The following is a 17978-nucleotide window of genomic DNA, read 5'->3' on the forward strand; positions in this document are numbered from 1 at the left end:
CTCCTCGCTGCCGCGGTCGTCCACCGCCGGCGCACTCCCGCGTCCCGGACCATTGCCGGGCGGCTCTCCCCCATCGTCTAATCCGTGATGCGGGTCTCACCACCCCCGAACGGGGGTGGCGGCACGAAGGAGCGAGAAGGTGGCAGCAGATGCCGTGGCGACGGCGGAGATTCGGGGTGCGCTGGCCGGGCTGCGGCGCGCGACGGGACTGCCGGTCGCGTTCGGCGGAGCGGTCGGCCCCGGCGCGGCGCAGATCCGGATCAGCGAGCTGAGCGGCACCGCCACGGCCGCGCTGCGCTCGCTGGTGGTGACCTCCGGCACCGGGCTGGGCGGCCGGGCGGTGGCGCTGGGCCGGGCGTGCGCGGTGCCGGACTACTCCAGTTCCCGCCGGATCAGCCACGAGTACGACGCCCCGGTGGCCGCCGAGGGCCTGCGCTCGGTGCTCGCGGTGCCGGTGGTGGTACGGCACCGGGTGCGCGGGGTGCTCTACGGCGCGCTGCGCACCGCCCAGCCCCTGGGCGACCGGGCGCTCGACGGGGCGGTGGCGGCGGCGCGGGAGGTCGAGCGTGCGCTCGCGGTACGGGACGAGGCGCGGGGCCTGCTGGCCGCGCTCCGCCCCGCTACGGCGGCCGTACCGGAGCCGGGGGCCGGGCAGGAGCACGTACGGGAGGCGCACGCGGCGCTGCGGGCGCTGGCCCCGCGCATCGCGGACCCGGAGCTGCGGGCCGAACTGCTGGCGGTCTGCGAGCTGCTGACCGCACCCCCTACGGGCAGGAGCCCGGCGCTGGCCCCGCGCGAGCTGGACGTCCTGACCTGGGTGGCGACCGGCGCCACCAACGCGGCCGTCGCCGACCGGCTGGGCCTGCGCCCGGAGACGGTGAAGGGCTATCTGCGCGCCGCGATGCGCAAACTGGGCGCGCACACCCGGGGGGAGGCGGTGACGGCGGCTCGCCGGGCCGGGGTCCTCCCCTAGGGGCCGGAACCGGACACTCCGGTCCCCGGCAACCGCCGGCGAAACATGCCATTCACATAGGCCCGCTTTGAATTTGACGATGCTTGACGGGCTGTTATTTCCCTCACCACGACTTCTCGCCGAATTCCGGGCTCCGTTGCCTAGAATTTGGCCCGGACACGACACACGAGGGGAGCGGGCGAACCGTGCGACGGGACTTCCAGGAGCCTGCCCGATGCCGCCCCGACCTGCTCATCGGCCGCGAGGAACTGTTCGCCGGCGCGAAGGAACAGCTCGCCTCGGGCGGCAGTGTGCTGGTGCACGGCCCGGCCGGAATAGGGAAATCGACCTTCCTGCGGGCATTGGCCGAGGAATACGGCGCCACCGCGCACACCGTGTTGCGCTGCTCGGCGACCGAGTCCGAATCGCATCTGCCCTTCCTCGCCCTGGCCGACCTCCTCGGGCTGGTCCTGGACGAGATCGCGCCGCACCTCCCCTCGGCCCAGTTGACCGCGCTGGAGTCGGCGCTCACCGGCCGGGGCGAGTCCAGCCTCCAGCGCGACGGCCTCGCCCTGCGCCTGGCGGTGCTCTCCGCCCTGCGCGCCCTCGCCGCGCGCGGCCCCGTCCTGCTGGTCGCCGACGACCTCCAGTGGCTCGACCCGGCCAGCGCCGAACTGCTCGGCTTCGCCGCCCGCCGCCTGGAGGGCACCCCGGTACAACTGCTGTGCGCGGTACGCACCGAGGGCCCGGAGAGCCAGGAGTACGACCGCCACCTGCGCGCCTGCCCGCCCGACACCGCCGCCGTCCGGCTGGGCCCCCTCAACCGCACCCAGGTGGCCCGGCTGCTGGACCACCGGGGACACGGCGCGCTGCCCCGCTCCACGGTGCGCGAGATCCACCGCACCAGCGGCGGCAACCCGCTCTTCGCGCTGGAACTGAGCCGCGCGCTCGCCGACAGCCCGACCCCGCCCCGGCCCGGCGAACCGCTGCCGGTGCCGACCTCGCTGCGCGCCCTGGTGCTCAGCCGGCTGGACATGCTCTCGGTGGAGGCCCGCCGCACCCTGCTGGTGGCCAGCGCGGGCGCCCGCCCCACCCCGGCCCTGCTGCACGCGGCCGGCCGGGAGAACGCCGAGGCGGAGTGCGCCCAGGCCGCCGAACTCGGCCTGCTCGCCACCGAGCCGGAGGCCCCGGCCGTACGGTTCGCGCACCCCCTGATCTCCGCCGCCCTGTACGCCGAGGCACCCGCGCCGGAGCGGCGGGCCGCGCACGCGGCGCTGTCCACCGCCGCTTCCGACCCGATCGAGCGCGCCCGGCACCTGGCGCTCGCCACCACCGGCACCGACCCGGAGGTGGCCGCGAAGCTCGCCGGGGCCGCGACCCTCGCCCGCGACCGGGGCGCGCCCTCCGTCGCCGCCCAGCTCGGCCTGCTGGCCGCGCGCCGCACCCCGGCCGACGGCGTGCCCGGTGCCGAGGAGCGGCGGCTGACGGCCGCCGAGGACGCGATCACGGCCGGCGAGGTCGACCTCGCCCGGGACATCGCGCGCGAGGTGCTGAGCCGTACCGCCGTGGCCGCCGAGCGGGTGCGGGCCTGGATCGTCGTCATCGACACCGCCGGGCACACCATGGCCGAGGTCGACGCCGTCTTCCCGCAGGCGCTCGCCGACGCCGGGCAGGACCCCCGGCTGCTGGCCCTGGTCAACTACCAGCTCGCCTGGCGCGCGCTGATCGTGCAGGGCGACTTCACCGAGGCCCGTACCGCCGCCGCGCACGCGGCCGCGCTGGCCGAGCACGGCGGGGACCGGCGCACCGAGCTGCTGGCGCTGGCCTTCCAGGCGCAGACGGAGACCCTGATGGGTCATCCGGAGGCACCCCGCACCATCAAGCGGGCGCTGCGCGAGCCGCAGGACGCGTCGGTGGCGTGCCATCACAACGGGGCGGGCAGCGCGCGCTTCCGCTGGCTGGTCATGGGCGACCGGCTGGCCGAGGCGCGCGGCACGGTGACCGCGCTGCTGGGCGAGGTGCGGCGACGGGGCTCGGTGGAGAGCGAGGTGCACTTCCTGCGCGGGCTCGCGGAGACCGAGCTGCACGCCGGGCACTGCGGGCGCGCCCTGGAGCTGGCGCGCGAGGCCCTCCGGCTGGCGCGGGACTCGGGGATCGGGGAGACCGCCTCCGCCATGCTGACCTCGCTGGCCGAGGCGTCCGGCGGGGACGTGGGCCGGGCGCTGTCGCTGGCCCACGAGGCGGTGGAGCACGCCGAGCAGGACGGCGACCAGATGTACCTCTCGCGGGCGCTCGCCGCCCTCGGGTACGCCCAACTGGTGGCCGGGGACGCGGTGGGGACGGTGCGTTCGCTGCGCCGGGTACGCCGTCTGGAGCAGGACCTCGGCATCACCGACCCGGCGCGCGGCCGCTGGCAGGGAGACCTCGCGGAGGCGCTGGTACGGATCGGTGAACCGGCCGAGGCGCAGGACCTCATCGACACCAGCCGGGAGCACGCCGAACGCCTGGGCCGGGCGAGCGTGCTCGCGGTCCTGGACCGGGCGGAGGCCCTGGTGCGGGCGGCCCGCGGCGACCAGGAGGGCGCGCTGGCCCGGCTGACGTCCGCTCAGGACCGGCTCACCGAGCTGGGCTACGGGCTGGAGGCGGCCCGCGCCGCGTTCGCCCTGGCCCAGCTCCGCGCCCGCTCCCCGGAGGGGGCCCGCCGCCGGGGCACGGCGTACGACGAGGCGACCCGGCTGTTCCGGCGCTGCCGGGCGCTGCCGTGGCTGGGCCAGGTGGACGAGGCCCGCAGCGCGCCCGAGCCCGCGCCGCCGGTGCCGGTGCCGGACGCCCCGGAGGCGCTGGACGCGCTGGCGGGGCTGGCCGCGATGGAGCGTCAGGTGGCCGCGCTGGTGATGGAGGGCGCCACCAACCGGGAGATAGCCGCACGGCTGTTCGTGAGCGTGAAGACCGTGGAGGCGACCCTGACCCGGGTCTACCGGAAGCTGGGCATCCGTTCGCGGGTGGACATCGTCCGATTGGCCGCAGGTCGCCGCGCGAAGTGACGGGGCCCCCGGTTAACTGAGCCGGACCGAGGGTTTTCCCTCCCCTGACCCCCTAGGGGGTTCCCTCATTGGGAGGCGGGAGTTCCGGGTCCTAGCGTGAGGGGCGTGCCGCTCGCCGGGCACACGAGTTCGGAACCCCATCCGTCTCCGCTCCACCGGAGTCGGGGGTGCCCCGTCCCCGTGCACCACCCCCCACACCCGCGCGACCCCCACCGGCAACCCCCACTGAGGAGACTCATGTTCGGGCTCAGACGTGCCAGAAAGACCGCCGTGACCGTGCTGGCGACCGCCGCCGCCGCGGCGACCGCGCTCGTGGCCGCCCCCTCGGCGAGCGCCGCGCCCCAGCCCATCGTGGGCGGCACGACCACCACCACGACCGCGTACCCGTACGTCATGCAGATCACGGACGCGTCCGGCAACCAGTTCTGCGGCGGCACCCTGGTGTCCGCCAAGAAGGTGGTCACGGCGGCCCACTGCATGGTCGGCGAGTCGACGAGCAGCGTCCGCGTGGTCGGTGGCCGCACCTACCTGAACGGCACCAACGGCACGGTGAGCCGCGTCAGCAAGATCTGGATCAACCCGGACTACACCGACGCCACCCGGGGCGACGACGTGGCCGTGCTGACCCTGTCGACGTCGATGCCGTACACCCCGGTGTCCTACGTCTCCTCCTCCCAGACGAGTGTCTACGCGGCCGGCACCACGGCCCGCATCCTCGGCTGGGGCACCACCTCGGAGAACGGCAGCTCCTCCAACCAACTGCGGACCGCGACCGTGCCGATCGTGTCCGACTCCAGTTGCCGTAGCTCCTACGGTTCGGACTTCGTCCAGTCCGACATGGTCTGCGCCGGACTCACCTCCGGTGGCGTCGACACCTGCCAGGGCGACAGCGGCGGTCCCCTGATCATCGGGGGCGTCCTGGCAGGGATCACTTCCTGGGGCGAGGGCTGCGCGGAGGCCGGTTACCCGGGGGTCTACACCCGGCTGACCACCTTCTCCAGCCTGGTGACCGCGCAGGTCAACTCGTGACCCGGAAGATCTCCCGAGCTCGCTCGGGTGCATGACCAGGGGGGCGCTGCGAGCCACCACGAGCGGCCCGCAGCGCCTCCCTATCCAACGCCCCCAGGGAACTTCCCCGGGGGCGTGCCCATGGGCGTGCGCGGCCTGGCGTGCGCCGGTGGCGCTCCGGTCCATCCGCCGGGCAGGTGACCCGCCGGGGTGAACCCCCAGGTGGCGGACGGTGATTCCCTACGATCGAGGCGTGTCTCTCTTCACGCTCGAACGCACGGTCCCCCTCTCCCTCGACGAGGCGTGGCGCCGGCTCACCGACTGGCCCCGGCACGGGGATCTGGTGCCGCTCACCCGGATGACGGTGGTCACGCCCCCGCCGACCGGGGTGGGCACCCGCGTCCTCGCCCGTACGGGGGTCGGCCCGCTGCTCTTCGACGACCCGATGGACATCACCGTGTGGCGCCCCCCGCTGGACGGCGAACCGGGGTTCTGCCGACTGGAGAAGCGCGGCCGGGTGGTGCTCGGCTGGGCGGAGATCGAGGTGCGGCCGGGGCCCGGCGGGCGGGCCCGTGTGGTGTGGCGGGAGGAGCTGCGCGTGTCCTTCCTGCCCCGCGCCCTCGACGGCGTGGTGACGAGCGCCGCCCAGTGGATGTTCGGACGCGTGGTGAACGGTCTGCTCAGGCGCGAGTGAGCCCGGGTCTTCAGTCCGTACGGCCCGTGACCGCGACCGTCACCCCGAGACCGACCATGGCGAGGCCGCCCGCGCCGCCGACCGCCGCCAGCCGGCGCGGTGAGCGGGCGAACCAGTCCCGCGCGGCCGAGGCGGCCAGCCCCCAGACGCTGTCGCAGACGAGCGCGATGGCGTTGAACACCAGCCCGAGCAGCAGCATCTGGACCGGCACCCTCCCCTCGGCGGGGTCGGTGAACTGGGGCAGGACGGCGGCGAAGAACACGATCGTCTTGGGGTTGGCCACCCCGACCGCGAACCCGTCCCACAGAGTGCGCGGCCCGCTGTGCGCCGGGGCTCCCCCGGTGAACGCGGCCCGTAGCGAGCCGCGCCGCCGCCACGCCGTGACCCCCAGGTGGATCAAGTAGGCGGCGCCCGCGAGCTTGAGCACGGTGAAGGCGAGAACTGAGCGCTCCACGACCGACCCGACGCCGAGCGCCACGGCCGCGACGAGCACATAGGCGCCCAGCGTGTTCCCGACGACGGTGGTGAGGGCCGCCCGGCGCCCGTGGGCCAGCGCCCGCCCGACGACGAACAGCACGCTCGGCCCCGGCACCACGATCAGCAGCAGGGACAGCGCGGCGAAGGCAAGGAGCCGGTCGGCGGAAAGCATGCCGTCATGCAAGCACGCCCGCCGCAGGGTCCGTAACGGGTTTTCCGCGCGCGCTCAGGCGGGCGAGCCCACCCGTACGGCGAGGTCGTGGTGGATCGGGGTGTGGGCGCCGGTCAGCGAGACGCCGGTGCCGCCGCGCCGGGCGGCGACGATCTCCGCCGCGATGGACAGCGCCGTCTCCTCCGGGGTGCGGGCGCCGAGGTCGAGCCCGATCGGCGAGCGCAGCCGGGTGAGTTGGCGGTCTGTGACGCCCGCCTCGCGCAGCCGCTCCAGCCGGTCGAGGTGGGTGCGCCGGGAGCCCATCGCGCCGACGTAGGCGACGGGCAGGCCGAGGGCCAGCCGGAGCAGCGGTACGTCGAACTTGGGGTCGTGGGTGAGGACGCACAGCACGGTGCGGGCGTCGGTCGCGGTGCGCTCCAGATAGCGGTGCGGCCAGTCCACGACCACCTCGTCGGCCTCGGGGAACCGGGCGCGGGTGGTGAACACCGGCCGGGCGTCGCACACCGTGACGTGGTGGCCGAGGAACTTGCCGACCCGGACCAGCGCGGCCGCGAAGTCGACGGCGCCGAACACGATCATCCGGGGCGGCGGCACGGCAGACTCGATCAGCACGGTGACCGGGGAGCCGCAGCGCGCGCCGCGTGCGCCCACCTCCACGGTTCCGGTGCGGCCCGCGTCCAGGAAGGCGGCTGCCTCGGCGGCGATCGTACGGTCGAGATCCGGGTGGCCGCCGAAACCGCCGTGCCGGGTGCCGTCGCCGTCCATGAGCAGGGCGCCGCCGAGCAGTTCGGGCGGGCCCGCCGTGATCCGGGCGAGCGCGACGGCCCGGCTGCCGGCGGCGGCCTCCAGCGCGGCGGAGAGCACCGGCCGGTCCGGGCTGCCCGCGCGGACCGGGACCACCAGGACGTCGATGGCTCCGCCGCAGGTCAGCCCGACCCCCAGGCCGCCCTCGTCGTCGTACCCGAACCGCTGCAGCACGGGCCGGCCGTCCGCCAGCGCCTGTTGGCACAGCTCGTACACCGCGCCCTCCACGCAGCCCCCGGAGACCGAACCGACGGCCGTGCCCCCGGCGTCGACCGCGAGGGCGGCGCCGGGGCGGCGCGGGGCGCTGCCGCTGACGGCGACCACGGTGGCGACCGCGAAGTCCCGGCCCTCGGCGGCCCACGCGCTCAGTTCCTCGGCGATGTCCAGCATCTGACGGCCTCCTGACGCATCGCTCTCATGCCGTGCCGGTGAGGTGCTCGGGCCGGACCGGGGTGCGGTTCAGCTCGAGTCCGGTCGCGGCGCGGATGGCGGCGAGCACCGCCGGGGTGGACGACAGGGTGGGGGCCTCGCCGACGCCCCGCAGCCCGTAGGGGGCGTGGTGGTCGGCGAGTTCGAGGACGTCGACCGGGATGGTCGGGGTGTCGAGGATGGTCGGGATCAGGTAGTCGGTGAAGGACGGGTTGCGCACCTTCGCCGTCACCGGGTCCACGAGGATCTCCTCCATCACCGCGACCCCGAGCCCCTGCACGGTGCCGCCCTGAATCTGGCCCAGGACGGAGAGCGGGTTGAGGGCCTTGCCGACGTCCTGGGCGCAGGCCAGCTCGACCACCTTGACCAGGCCCAGTTCCGTGTCGACCTCGACGACGGCGCGGTGCGCGGCGAAGGAGTACTGCACATGTCCGTCGCCCTGGCCGGTGCGCCGGTCGAAGGGCTGGGTCGGCCGGTGCCGCCACTCCCGCTCGATCTCGACGCTCTCCCCCTCCAGCACGTCCGCGAGGTCGGCCAGCACCTCACCCCCGTCGGTGACCACCTTGCCGCGCTCCAGCAGGAGTTCGGCGGTCGCCCAGGCCGGGTGGTACGTACCGAACTTGCGGCGCCCGATCTCCAGCACCCGCTCCCGCACCAGCGCGCAGGCGTTGCGGACGGCGCCGCCGGTGACGTAGGTCTGCCGGGAGGCGGAGGTCGAACCGGCGCTGCCCACACGGGTGTCGGCGGGCTGGATGGTGACCTTCTCCACGCCGAGTTCGGTGCGGGCGATCTGCGCGTGCACGGTGACCCCGCCCTGGCCGACCTCGGCCATCGCGGTGTGCACGACGGCGACCGGCTCCCCGGCGACGACCTCCATGCGGACGCGCGCAGTGGAGTAGTCGTCGAACCCCTCGGAGAAACCGACGTTCTTGATGCCGACCGCGTACCCGATCCCGCGCACCACCCCTTCGCCGTGGGTGGTGTTGGAGAGCCCGCCGGGCAACTGACGTACGTCGGCGCCCTCGCTGGACTCCCACTGGCGCTCGGGCGGCATGGGCATCGCCTTGACGCGGCGCAGGAGTTCGGCGACCGGCGCGGGTGAGTCCACCACCTGTCCGGTGGGCAGCGTGCTGCCCTGCTCCATGGCGTTGCGCTGCCTGAACTCCACCGGGTCCAGGCCGAGTTCCTTGGCCAGCTTGTCCATCTGGGCCTCGTAGGCGAAGCACGCCTGTACCGCGCCGAAGCCGCGCATCGCCCCGCAGGGCGGGTTGTTGGTGTAGAGCGCGACGGCCTCGATGTCGACGTCGCCGACGTTGTACGGGCCGATGCCGAGGGAGGCTGCGTTGCCGACGACGGCCGGGGAGGCGGAGGCGTAGGCGCCGCCGTCCAGGACGATCCGGCACTTCACATGGGTGAGCAGGCCGTCCCGGGTCGCGCCGTGCTCGTAGGTCAGCTTGGCCGGGTGGCGGTGGACGTGGCCGAAGAATGACTCGAACCGGTCATAGACGATCTTCACCGGCCGGCCGGTGCGCAGGGCCAGCAGGCAGGCGTGGATCTGCATCGACAGGTCCTCGCGGCCGCCGAACGCGCCGCCGACCCCGGCCAGCGTCATGCGGACCTTGTCCTCGGGCAGGCCCAGGACGGGGGCGATCTGGCGCAGGTCGGAGTGGAGCCACTGGGTGGCGATGTAGAGGTGGACCCCGCCGCCCTCCTCGGGCACCGCGAGCCCGGACTCGGGGCCGAGGAACGCCTGGTCCTGCATGCCGAAGGTGTACTCGCCGCGCACGATCACGTCGGCCCGTTCGGCGGCCGCGGCCGCGTCGCCGCGCACGATGGGCTGGCGGTGCAGGATGTTGGGGTGGTCCACGTAGGGCGCGTGGTGGTCGGTGCGGCCCTCGTGGACCAGGACCGCGTCAGGGGCGGTGGCGGACGACTCGTCGGTGATGACGGGCAGTTCGCGGTACTCGACGCGGATCTTGGCGGCGGCCCGGCGGGCCGTCTCGGGGTGGTCGGCGGCGACGACGGCGACGGGTTCGCCGTGGTGGCGGACCTTGCCGTGGGCGAGGACCGGGGTGTCCTGGATCTCCAGGCCGTAGGTGCGCACGTCCGCGGGAAGGTCGTCGTAGGTCAGGACGGCGTGCACACCGGGCAGCGCCAGGGCCTCGGAGACGTCGACGCTCACGATCTCGGCGTGGGCGACGGTGGAGCGCAGCAGGTGGCCCCAGAGCATGTCCTCGTGCCACAGGTCGGAGGAGTAGGCGAACTCGCCGGTGACCTTGAGGATGCCGTCCGGGCGGAGTGTGGACTCCCCGATGCCGCCCGCTGCCTGGGCGCCCTGGGTGATCTTCGTGGGGACGCCGGCCGGTCCGGGTGCGGGCATGTCAGACCTCCTCGGCCTGCCGGGCGGCCGCGAGGCGGACCGCGTCCATGATCTTCTCGTAGCCGGTGCAGCGGCACAGGTTGCCGGAGAGCGCCTCGCGGATGTCGGCGTCGGTGGGCTCCGGGTTCTGTTCCAGCAGTTCGTCGGCGGCGACCAGCAGGCCGGGGGTGCAGAAGCCGCACTGGACGGCGCCGGCGTCGATGAACGCCTGCTGGATCGGGGCGAGTTGGGCGTCCTCTCCCGGCACCGGCTGCCAGCGCCGGGCCTCGTCCAGGCCGACGCCGGGCGCGGCGGTCCGGCGCCGTTCGGCGTGGTCGGCCAGACCCTCGACGGTGACGACCTCGCGCCCCTCGGCCTGGCCGGCCGCGACCAGGCAGGAGCAGACCAGCTCGCCGTCCAGACGGACGGTGCAGGAACCGCACTCGCCCTGTTCACAGGCGTTCTTGGCGCCGGGCAGGCCGAGCCGTTCACGCAGCACGTAGAGCAGGGACTCGCCCTCCCAGACGTCGTCTGCCTGCTGCGGGCGTCCGTTGACGGTCAGACTGACGCGCATCACGCGGCTCCTTCGGTGGCTCGGCGCCCGTCCCGGTAGGACTCCCAGGCCCACATCAGCGTGCGGCGGGCCAGCACGCCGATGGCGTGGCGCCGGTAGTCGGCGGTGCCGCGCACGTCGTCGATGGGGTTGCAGGCGGCGGCGCACAGGGCGGCGAACTGCTTCACGGCCGAGGGCGCGACGACCTGACCACTCTCCCAGAACCCGCCTTCCTCCAGAGCCGAGTTGAGGAACTCCTCGGCCACCTCCGCCCGGATCGGCGTGGGTGCGGCGGAGCCGATGCCGGTACGGACGGTACGGGTCTCGGGGTGCAGGGCGAGGCCGAAGGCGCACACCGCGATGACCATGGCGTTGCGGGTGCCGACCTTGGAGTACTGCTGGGGGCCGTCCGCCTTGGCGATGCGGACGGCGCGGATCAGCTCGTCGGGCTGGAGGGCGTTGCGCTTGACCCCGGTGTAGAAGGCGTCGATGGGAATGAGCCGGGTGCCGCGCGCCGCCGACTCGGCCTCGACCTCGGCCCCGGCCGCGAGCAGCGCCGGGTGGGCGTCCCCGGCGGGCGAGGCGGTGCCGAGGTTGCCGCCGACACCGCCCCGGTTGCGGATCTGCGGGGAGGCGACGGTGTGCGCGGCGAGCGCGAGACCGGGCAGCTCGGCGCGCAGGTGGCGCATGATCCGGGCGTACGGGACGGAGGCGCCGAGGCGTACCGAGTCCGCGCCGGTCTCCCATTCGGTCAGCTCGCCGATGCGGGTGAGGTCGAGGAGGTGGGTGGGTCGGCGGTGGTCGAAGTTGATCTCCACCATCACATCGGTGCCCCCGGCGATCGGCACGGCGGTGGGGTGCTCGGCCTTCGCGGCGAGCGCCTCCTGCCAGCTTGCGGGGCGAAGGAATTCCATGGCCCGGCTCTCTTCTTCCGTCTCATGACACGGGGGTCGTGAACCCAGTACACCGGTCCTTCTTCCAACGGTGTCAGTCACCGAAAACCCGAAGGAGTTGGCTGGCCACGGCGGTCATCTTGTAGATTCGTATGAACGAAGGCCCTCGGCAACCCCTCCGTTTTCCTCCGGAAACACAGGAGACACCGCAGGTGCGGGGCACGGGCCGCGCGCCCCGCGCCGGCTCCGCCTCCGTCACCCATCCAGATCAAGAAGAGTTTCGACACAGAACGGCGGCGACGAGATGCGGCTGCGCGCACTGCTGGACACCGATGCGCTGGGGCTGCGGCTGCTCGGCGGCGAGGACGAACTGGACCGTACGGTCCGCGGGGTCATGACGACCGACCTGCGCGACCCGAGCCGGTATCTCTCCGGCGGCGAGCTGGTCCTCACCGGCCTGGCCTGGCGCCGGGACGCCGCCGACTCCGAGCCGTTCGTCCGCCTCCTGGTGCAGGCCGGGGTCACCGCCCTGGCGGCCGGGGAGGCCGAGCTGGGGGACATACCCGAGGACCTCATGGTGGCCTGCGCCCAGCACAGGATGCCGCTGTTCGCCGTGCACGAGTCGGTGGCCTTCGCCACCATCACCGAACATGTGGTGCGCCAGGTCTCCGGCGAGCGGGCCGGTGACCTCGCCGCCGTGGTGGACCGGCACCGGCGCATGATGACCTCCGGTCCGGCGGGCGGCGGCCCCGACGTGGTCCTCGACCTCCTCGGCAGCGACCTCGACCTGCGCGCCTGGGTGCTCTCCCCCACGGGCCGCCTGATCGCCGGGTCAAAGGTCGCGGGCCCGGCGCTGCCGCCGGAGACCTGCGCCCGGCTCGCCGCCGAGCACCTCACCGCCGTACGCACCGGCCGGCGCGGTCCGCACCGGGTGCAGCTCGACGGCACCACGTACTCCCTGTTCCCGGTCCGCTCCTCCGGCCGCGCGCCGCAGGCCGTGCGGGACGCGCGGGAGACCGTGCTGTCGGACTGGCTGCTGGCCGTCGAGGCGGACGCCGCCGACTGGCCCGAGGAGCGGCTCGACCTGCTCCGGGGCGTCACCCAGCTCATCGCCGTCGAGCGTGACCGCCGCGACGCCGCCCGCACGGTGCGGCGCCGGCTCGCGCAGGAGGTGCTGGAGCTGGTGCAGAGCGGCGCCGCGCCCGCCGAGATCGCGGCGCGCCTGAGGGTCGCCGCGCCCGTGCTGCTGCCGGGGCTCGGGGCGGCGCCGCACTGGCAGGTGGTCGTGGCCCGTGTCGAGTGGGAGGACGGCGCGGTGGCGGACGGGCCGGTCACCCAGTCGCTGCTGGAGGAGGTCCTCGTCGACCCGCTGGCCACCGGCCCGGAGCCGGCCGACCGGGTCGCCGTCGCGCACACCGGGGACGAGGCCGTGGCGCTGGTGCCGCTGCCCGCCGTCTCCGCCGAGCACGACGGCTCCGAGGCCGGCCTGCACGCCGACGCGCTGCTGCGCTCGGTGCGCGAGGCGCTGTCGGCGGGCCTGGAGGGCGACGGACGGCTCACCCTCGGGGTGTCCGCCGCGGTGCACTCGGCGGAGGGGCTGCGCGGGGCGCTGGAGGAGGCCCGGCACGCCCGCCGGGTCGCCGCGGCCCGGCCCGGCCGGGTGTGCGCCGCGGGGCACCAGGAGCTGGCCTCGCACGTGCTGCTGCTGCCGTTCGTCCCGGACGACGTGCGGCGCGCCTTCACCGCCCGGCTGCTGGACCCGCTCACCGAGTACGACCGCCGCCACCGGGCCGAGCTGATCCCGACGCTGGAGGCGTTCCTCGACAGCGACGGCTCCTGGACGCGATGCGCCAGCCGGCTCCATCTGCACGTCAACACCCTGCGATACCGGGTGGGGCGCATCGAGCAGTTGACGGGCCGGGATCTGTCCCGGCTGGAGGACAAGCTGGACTTCTTCCTCGCGCTGCGGATGAGCTGAGTACCGCCTCACGGGCGTGATCAGCGGCGGTCGGCGCCGAGGAGCGAATTCGATCTTCCGGCGCCACGGGACGGCCGTTCGGCCCCCGGTCCGCAACTTTGTGAAAAGTTTCACCCACCCTCTTGGCCCGGCCCGGTGATCGGTGCTGGAATGCACGCACTCAACAGCTCGACGGCGTGCTCGGGGAGGGCAACGTGGCGCATCCCGCCATGTCTGGTGACGGAACGACCGCCGATGACGATCCGCTCCAGACCGCGGTGTGGCGGCTGCGCTCACGGGCCTGCTGGGCCGACGCGGCGGCCCTCCTGCCCACGGACACCCCCCGGGCGGCGCTCCAGCGGGCCGCGCTGCTGGTGGAGCGCTGCCTGTACACCGAGCGGGGCTGGGAGGCGGCCGAGGACGCGCTGCGCACCGCCGAGGCGCGGGCCCACAGCGACGAGGAGCGCGGGGCGGCCGCCTGCGAGCGGGGCCGGCTGGCCTACACCTCCACGCTCCACCGCGTACGGGACCGGGCCGACGAGGCGCGGGCCGCGCTCGGCCGCGCCGCCGCACTGATCCCGCCGGGGGCTCCGGGGCGGGCCCTGCTGGACTTCCGCCGGGGCCTGCTCGCCGAGAACCTGACCCACTCCCCGCAGGCCGCGCGTGCCGCCTACCGCCGGGCCCACGCGGGCGCCACCGCCCAGTCCGACCCGCTCCTGCTCTCCTGCACCTGGCGCCACCTCGCCCAACTGGCCCTCCGCGAGGGCGAACTGGCCGAGGCCCGACACGGTTTCGCCGAATCCCTCCGCCTCCGCGAAGACCTCGGCTACCTGATCGGCACGGCCCCCGCCCTGGTCTCCCTCGCCGAAACAGAACCCGAACCCGAAGCGACCCGCCTCCGCGAGGAAGCGAGCCGCCTCTTCCGCCTCCTGGGCGGACTCCCGACCTGGCTCGCGGACCACTTGAGCCCCCCGGCACCGGGGGCGGCTACGGCCTGAGGGGGGCGGCGCTCCCTCAATCCCGCTGTGCGAAGTGCTCCGCCACCAAGTTCCCCACCAGGTCCACGTCGCCACAGGCCAACGCGTCCAGCAGCGCGGTGTGTTGGGCCGCGTCCCGCAGGAGGACCGCTCGGTGTTGGCGGGGTGGGGTGGTGGCGAGGGGCCATTGGGCGCGGCGGTGGAGGTCTTCGGCGATGCGGAGGAGCTGTTCGTTGCCCGCGAGGGCGAGGAGGGCGCGGTGGAAGGCGCGGTCGGCCTCGGCGTAGCGGGCCGGGCAGCCGGAGGCGGCCGCGCGGGCGGTGTCCTCGGCGAGCGGGCGCAGCTCGGCGAAGCGGGCGGGCGGGACGGTGCCGGCCAGCCGCAGCAGGACGGGGACTTCGAGCAGCGCCCGTACCTCCGCCAGCTCGGCCAGCTCGCGGGCCCCGCGCCGCACGACCCGGAACCCCCGGTTGGGGACGACCTCGACGGCGCCCTCCAGCGCGAGCTGCTGCATGGCCTCGCGGACCGGCGTGGCCGAGACCCCGAAACGCTCCCCGAGCACCGGCGCCGAATAGACCTCGCCGGGACACAGTTCGCCGGTCGTCAGCGCGGAGCGCAGCGCGTCGAGGATCTGCCCCCGCACCGAGGCCCGCTGCACGACCGCACGCGGCCGGGACAGCGGCGGCTCACTGTGGGTGTGCTCACCCCGGACCCCGGAGGTGCCCTCGGCCCGCTCGCGGGCCGCCTGGGCCGGTACCCGCGTGGCGGCGGGCTGCGCGGCGTGCCAGGGCAGCCCCGTCCCGGAGACGTCGTGCAGGCCCTGCTTCACGGGTCCTCCTCGGGCTGTTCGGCGGCCGCGGCCGGCCCCGGACACGGACGACGGACCGTCACATGTCCGTCAAGCACCTTAGGCGCAGGAGGCGGCACTTCAAATTCCCGGAAAGATGGGTAAGGTTAGCCTTACCTGTACGCCCGCCCCCGTGTTCGAAGGATCGGTGGTCCCGCCATGCTCGCTACGGCCTCGCCGCTCACCGCAGCGTACGCCCGGCTCGGCGAGGTCTATCCGGGACTGAGCGTGACGGTCATGGAGGACCCGGCGCACCCCCTGCCCGTGGGCGACGGCTGGGTCACCGCCGACGGGCTCGCGGCGGGCGGCGCCCAGCTCGACTCCTTCCTCGCATGGGACGACGCCCAGGTGGTGCGGGACTACGGACAGCACGGCCGCCCGGACGTCATCGCCGGCTTCGGCCTGCACCGCTACGCCTGGCCCGCCTGCCTCCTGATCACCGTCCCCTGGTTCCTGCACCGCCGGGTCCCCCGCCTGCCCGCGGCCCACGTCGCCTATCACCGCACCGAGGGCCGGATGGCCGTACGGCCGGGCACCTTCGCCTGCCTGCCGGACGACCCGGCGGCCGGGCTGCCGGAGGCGGTCGTGGTGGCCGACGAGGAGGCGTTGCGGGCCGAGGTGCGCGCGGCCGTCGCCGAGCACCTGGAGCCCGTACTGGGCGGCTTCGGCCCGCGCATGCGGCGGCGCGGCCGCGCGCTGTGGGGCATGGCGACGGACGAGATCGTCGAGGGCCTGTGGTACCTCGCCTCCCTCTTCGGCGAGGGCGAGGAGCGGCGCGCGATGGGCGAGCTGGAACTACTACTGCCGGGCGCCACGCGCCCCTACGCGGGCTCGGCCGCGTTCCGTGAGCTGACCGGTCCGGACGGCGCCCCGCTGCCCACCCGGGACCGGGTGAGCTGCTGCATGTTCTACACGCTGCGCCCCGAGGACACCTGCGTCACCTGCCCCCGCACCTGCGACAGCGATCGCGTCGCCAAGCTGACGGCGGCCACGGCGGCCTGAGCGAGCCGGAACCACTCGTTCGAGCAGCGGAAATCGAACTCAACTACCCCTTCGCAAAATACAGTTCGAGAAGAACAGCGCCATCGCGCCACCCTCGCGCCCCTTTGAAGGACCGTTGCCTCGAAATCCCCGGCCGGGCGCCGGGAATGGGTCACTATGACGGGCGATACGCCCTATCCCAAGGCAAGGGACCCCTGATGCGAATGACCGACATATCGCTGAACTGGCTGCTTCCGGGCGCCGTGCTGCTCCTGGGCGTGCTGGCGGCGATCGCGGTGCTCGCGCGCGGCAAGCGCTCCTCCGGGGAGAAGGCGGGTGCGGACGACTCCTGGGAACGCAGCGAGGAGCGCCGCAGGCGCAAGGAGGCGGTCTACGGCACCGCCTCGTACGTCCTGCTGTTCTGCTGCGCCGCGGTGGCGGCGGCCCTCTCCTTCCACGGCCTGGTCGGCTTCGGCGAGCAGAACCTCGGCCTCACCGACGGCTGGCAGTACCTGGTGCCGTTCGGCCTGGACGGCGCGGCCATGTTCTGCTCGGTCCTCGCCGTGCGCGAGGCAAGCCACGGCGACGCCGCACTGGGTTCCCGGATGCTGGTGTGGATGTTCGCCGCCGCCGCGGCCTGGTTCAACTGGGTGCACGCGCCCCGGGGGATCGGCCACGACGGGGCGCCGCAGTTCTTCTCCGGCATGTCCCTGTCGGCGGCGGTGCTGTTCGACCGGGCGCTGAAGCAGACCCGCCGGGCGGCCCTGCGCGAACAGGGCCTGGTGCCGCGCCCGTTGCCCCAGATCCGCATCGTGCGTTGGCTGCGGGCACCCCGCGAGACCTACGGGGCCTGGTCGCTCATGCTCCTGGAGGGCGTGCGCAGCCTGGACGAGGCGGTCGAGGAGGTGCGCGACGACAAGCGGGAGAAGAGCGAGGCCCGTCAGCGTCGGCGCGACCAGCAGCGGGTGGAGCGCGCCCAGTTGAAGGCGCTGACCCGTGGCGCCCGGGGCTTCGTGAGCCGGACGCCCGCGCGGACGGTGGAGGTGCAGATGGACCGCGCCCCCGCCCCGGCGACCGGGGAGCCGGCCATAGCGGCGGAGAAGCTGACCGCCCGCTCACGGCCCTCGCTGCAGTCGGTCCGCAAGGGCACCGAACCGGTCACCGTCGACCTCACCGCGGAGGACGACACGATGGCGCTGCCCCGGCTCGACTCGCTGGAGCGCAAGCTGAAGGACCTTGAGCAGCAGTTCGGTTGAGCCCGAGCGGCGACGGGGTGGGGACGCGATTCGTCAGGAGCGCGTCCCCACCCCGTCGTCGTCTCCGCCTAGGCGGCCTGCGAACCCAGCTCGAACCAGACCGACTTGCCCACCGCGTGCGCCCGTACCCCCCAGGCGTCCGCGAGGGACCGCACCAGGACCAGGCCCCGGCCATTGGTGTCCTCGTCCGGGGTGGGAGTGCGCATCAGGGGCCCCCGGGGCATGAAGTCCCGCACCTCCACGCGGAGTCCGCGTGGGGAGACGACGGCGGTGAGGACCGCGTCGTCGTCGGTGTGCACCAGGGCGTTGGTGACGAGTTCACTGGTGAGCAGTTCCGCTATGTCGGACCGGTCGGGCCGGTCCCAGTGCCGCAGCAGGGCGCGCAGTTCGCGCCGCGCCGCGGGCACCGCCGCGAGGTCGGCCCGCGCCAGCTCGCGTCTTAGCCGGTGCGCCTCACGTGTGCCGCCGGTCTCGCCGTCCCCCGTGTCCGCCGGAGAGGCCCCCACCGTCATGGGACCACCCCCTCGCGCCTGCCTCGTCATGACCCCCGCCCACACGTCGCCGGCCCTCCCCCT

The 17978-nt window shown here is 74.3% G+C and carries 15 protein-coding genes; 8 read left to right on the plus strand and 7 right to left on the minus strand.

The window, feature by feature from the left end; genetic code table 11:
- Positions 1–139: 139 nt before the first annotated feature.
- The 4 genes from OG448_RS06200 to OG448_RS06215 all read left to right on the plus strand — a co-directional run bounded on the left by OG448_RS06200 (position 140) and on the right by OG448_RS06215 (position 5698).
- Positions 140–973 (plus strand): LuxR C-terminal-related transcriptional regulator, encoded by an 834-nt coding sequence (locus OG448_RS06200; protein WP_405551907.1) that lies wholly within the window; start codon positions 140–142, stop codon positions 971–973.
- A 185-nt stretch (positions 974–1158) separates the two neighbouring features.
- Complete coding sequence (locus OG448_RS06205) at positions 1159–3996, plus strand: ATP-binding protein (protein ID WP_405551908.1); 2838 nt, start codon at positions 1159–1161, stop codon at positions 3994–3996.
- 237 nt (positions 3997–4233) lie between these two features.
- The gene (locus OG448_RS06210; RefSeq protein ID WP_391292793.1) at positions 4234–5025 is read left to right on the plus strand and encodes a trypsin-like serine protease; all 792 of its coding nucleotides are present in this window, start codon (positions 4234–4236) and stop codon (positions 5023–5025) included.
- 232 nt (positions 5026–5257) lie between these two features.
- Positions 5258–5698, plus strand: coding sequence for an SRPBCC family protein (locus tag OG448_RS06215; RefSeq protein ID WP_405551909.1), 441 nt, complete (start codon positions 5258–5260; stop codon positions 5696–5698).
- 10 nt (positions 5699–5708) lie between these two features.
- On the opposite strand, the gene OG448_RS06220 is transcribed toward OG448_RS06215, so the two are convergent.
- The 5 genes from OG448_RS06220 to OG448_RS06240 are packed head-to-tail and all read right to left on the minus strand — an operon-like array spanning position 5709 to position 11406.
- Positions 5709–6347 carry a LysE family translocator gene (locus tag OG448_RS06220; RefSeq protein ID WP_405551910.1) on the minus strand — a complete coding sequence of 213 codons (639 nt, stop codon included), beginning with the start codon at positions 6345–6347 and terminating at the stop codon, positions 5709–5711.
- A gap of 54 nt (positions 6348–6401) precedes the next feature.
- Positions 6402–7541 carry an XdhC family protein gene (locus OG448_RS06225; RefSeq protein ID WP_405551911.1) on the minus strand — a complete coding sequence of 380 codons (1140 nt, stop codon included), beginning with the start codon at positions 7539–7541 and terminating at the stop codon, positions 6402–6404.
- A gap of 25 nt (positions 7542–7566) precedes the next feature.
- A complete protein-coding gene (locus OG448_RS06230) occupies positions 7567–9960 on the minus strand; it encodes a xanthine dehydrogenase family protein molybdopterin-binding subunit (RefSeq protein WP_405551912.1) in 2394 nt (797 codons plus the stop codon).
- Between the two features lies 1 nt (position 9961).
- Positions 9962–10513 (minus strand): (2Fe-2S)-binding protein, encoded by a 552-nt coding sequence (locus tag OG448_RS06235; RefSeq protein WP_405551913.1) that lies wholly within the window; start codon positions 10511–10513, stop codon positions 9962–9964.
- Positions 10513–11406 (minus strand): FAD binding domain-containing protein, encoded by an 894-nt coding sequence (locus OG448_RS06240; protein WP_405551914.1) that lies wholly within the window; start codon positions 11404–11406, stop codon positions 10513–10515. The genes OG448_RS06235 and OG448_RS06240 overlap by 1 nt, the downstream gene beginning before the upstream one ends.
- 283 nt (positions 11407–11689) lie before the next feature.
- On the opposite strand from OG448_RS06240, the gene OG448_RS06245 reads away from it, so the two are divergent.
- Positions 11690–13363, plus strand: coding sequence for a PucR family transcriptional regulator (locus tag OG448_RS06245; RefSeq protein ID WP_405551915.1), 1674 nt, complete (start codon positions 11690–11692; stop codon positions 13361–13363).
- 209 nt (positions 13364–13572) lie between these two features.
- Positions 13573–14340 (plus strand): hypothetical protein, encoded by a 768-nt coding sequence (locus OG448_RS06250; protein ID WP_405551916.1) that lies wholly within the window; start codon positions 13573–13575, stop codon positions 14338–14340.
- Between the two features lie 16 nt (positions 14341–14356).
- On the opposite strand, the gene OG448_RS06255 is transcribed toward OG448_RS06250, so the two are convergent.
- Complete coding sequence (locus OG448_RS06255) at positions 14357–15148, minus strand: GntR family transcriptional regulator (RefSeq protein WP_405551917.1); 792 nt, start codon at positions 15146–15148, stop codon at positions 14357–14359.
- Positions 15149–15325: 177 nt separating this feature from the next.
- Between OG448_RS06255 and OG448_RS06260 the strand changes: the two genes are divergently transcribed.
- Positions 15326–16168: a (2Fe-2S)-binding protein gene (locus OG448_RS06260; protein ID WP_405551918.1), complete on the plus strand. Its 843-nt coding sequence runs from the start codon at positions 15326–15328 to the stop codon at positions 16166–16168.
- 197 nt (positions 16169–16365) lie between these two features.
- On the plus strand, positions 16366–17403 hold the full coding sequence (locus OG448_RS06265) for a DUF2637 domain-containing protein (protein ID WP_405551919.1): 1038 nt from the start codon (positions 16366–16368) through the stop codon (positions 17401–17403).
- A 68-nt stretch (positions 17404–17471) separates the two neighbouring features.
- On the opposite strand, the gene OG448_RS06270 is transcribed toward OG448_RS06265, so the two are convergent.
- Positions 17472–17915 carry an ATP-binding protein gene (locus OG448_RS06270; RefSeq protein WP_405551920.1) on the minus strand — a complete coding sequence of 148 codons (444 nt, stop codon included), beginning with the start codon at positions 17913–17915 and terminating at the stop codon, positions 17472–17474.
- Positions 17916–17978 lie beyond the last annotated feature (63 nt).

Source organism: Streptomyces sp. NBC_01171 (assembly GCF_045039805.1).
Lineage (GTDB): Bacteria > Actinomycetota > Actinomycetes > Streptomycetales > Streptomycetaceae > Streptomyces.

What these genes read in the sequence shown, in the direction of transcription:
- OG448_RS06210 (WP_391292793.1), top strand. Translation starts at nt 4,234, where the DNA reads ATGTTCGGGCTCAGACGTGCCAGAAAGACCGCCGTGACCGTGCTGGCG.
- OG448_RS06250 (WP_405551916.1), top strand. Translation starts at nt 13,573, where the DNA reads ATGTCTGGTGACGGAACGACCGCCGATGACGATCCGCTCCAGACCGCG.
- OG448_RS06265 (WP_405551919.1), top strand. Translation starts at nt 16,366, where the DNA reads ATGCGAATGACCGACATATCGCTGAACTGGCTGCTTCCGGGCGCCGTG.
- OG448_RS06220 (WP_405551910.1), bottom strand. Translation starts at nt 6,347, where the DNA reads ATGCTTTCCGCCGACCGGCTCCTTGCCTTCGCCGCGCTGTCCCTGCTG.
- OG448_RS06235 (WP_405551913.1), bottom strand. Translation starts at nt 10,513, where the DNA reads ATGCGCGTCAGTCTGACCGTCAACGGACGCCCGCAGCAGGCAGACGAC.
- OG448_RS06225 (WP_405551911.1), bottom strand. Translation starts at nt 7,541, where the DNA reads ATGCTGGACATCGCCGAGGAACTGAGCGCGTGGGCCGCCGAGGGCCGG.
- OG448_RS06240 (WP_405551914.1), bottom strand. Translation starts at nt 11,406, where the DNA reads ATGGAATTCCTTCGCCCCGCAAGCTGGCAGGAGGCGCTCGCCGCGAAG.
- OG448_RS06230 (WP_405551912.1), bottom strand. Translation starts at nt 9,960, where the DNA reads ATGCCCGCACCCGGACCGGCCGGCGTCCCCACGAAGATCACCCAGGGC.
- OG448_RS06270 (WP_405551920.1), bottom strand. Translation starts at nt 17,915, where the DNA reads ATGACGGTGGGGGCCTCTCCGGCGGACACGGGGGACGGCGAGACCGGC.
- OG448_RS06245 (WP_405551915.1), top strand. Translation starts at nt 11,690, where the DNA reads ATGCGGCTGCGCGCACTGCTGGACACCGATGCGCTGGGGCTGCGGCTG.
- OG448_RS06260 (WP_405551918.1), top strand. Translation starts at nt 15,326, where the DNA reads ATGCTCGCTACGGCCTCGCCGCTCACCGCAGCGTACGCCCGGCTCGGC.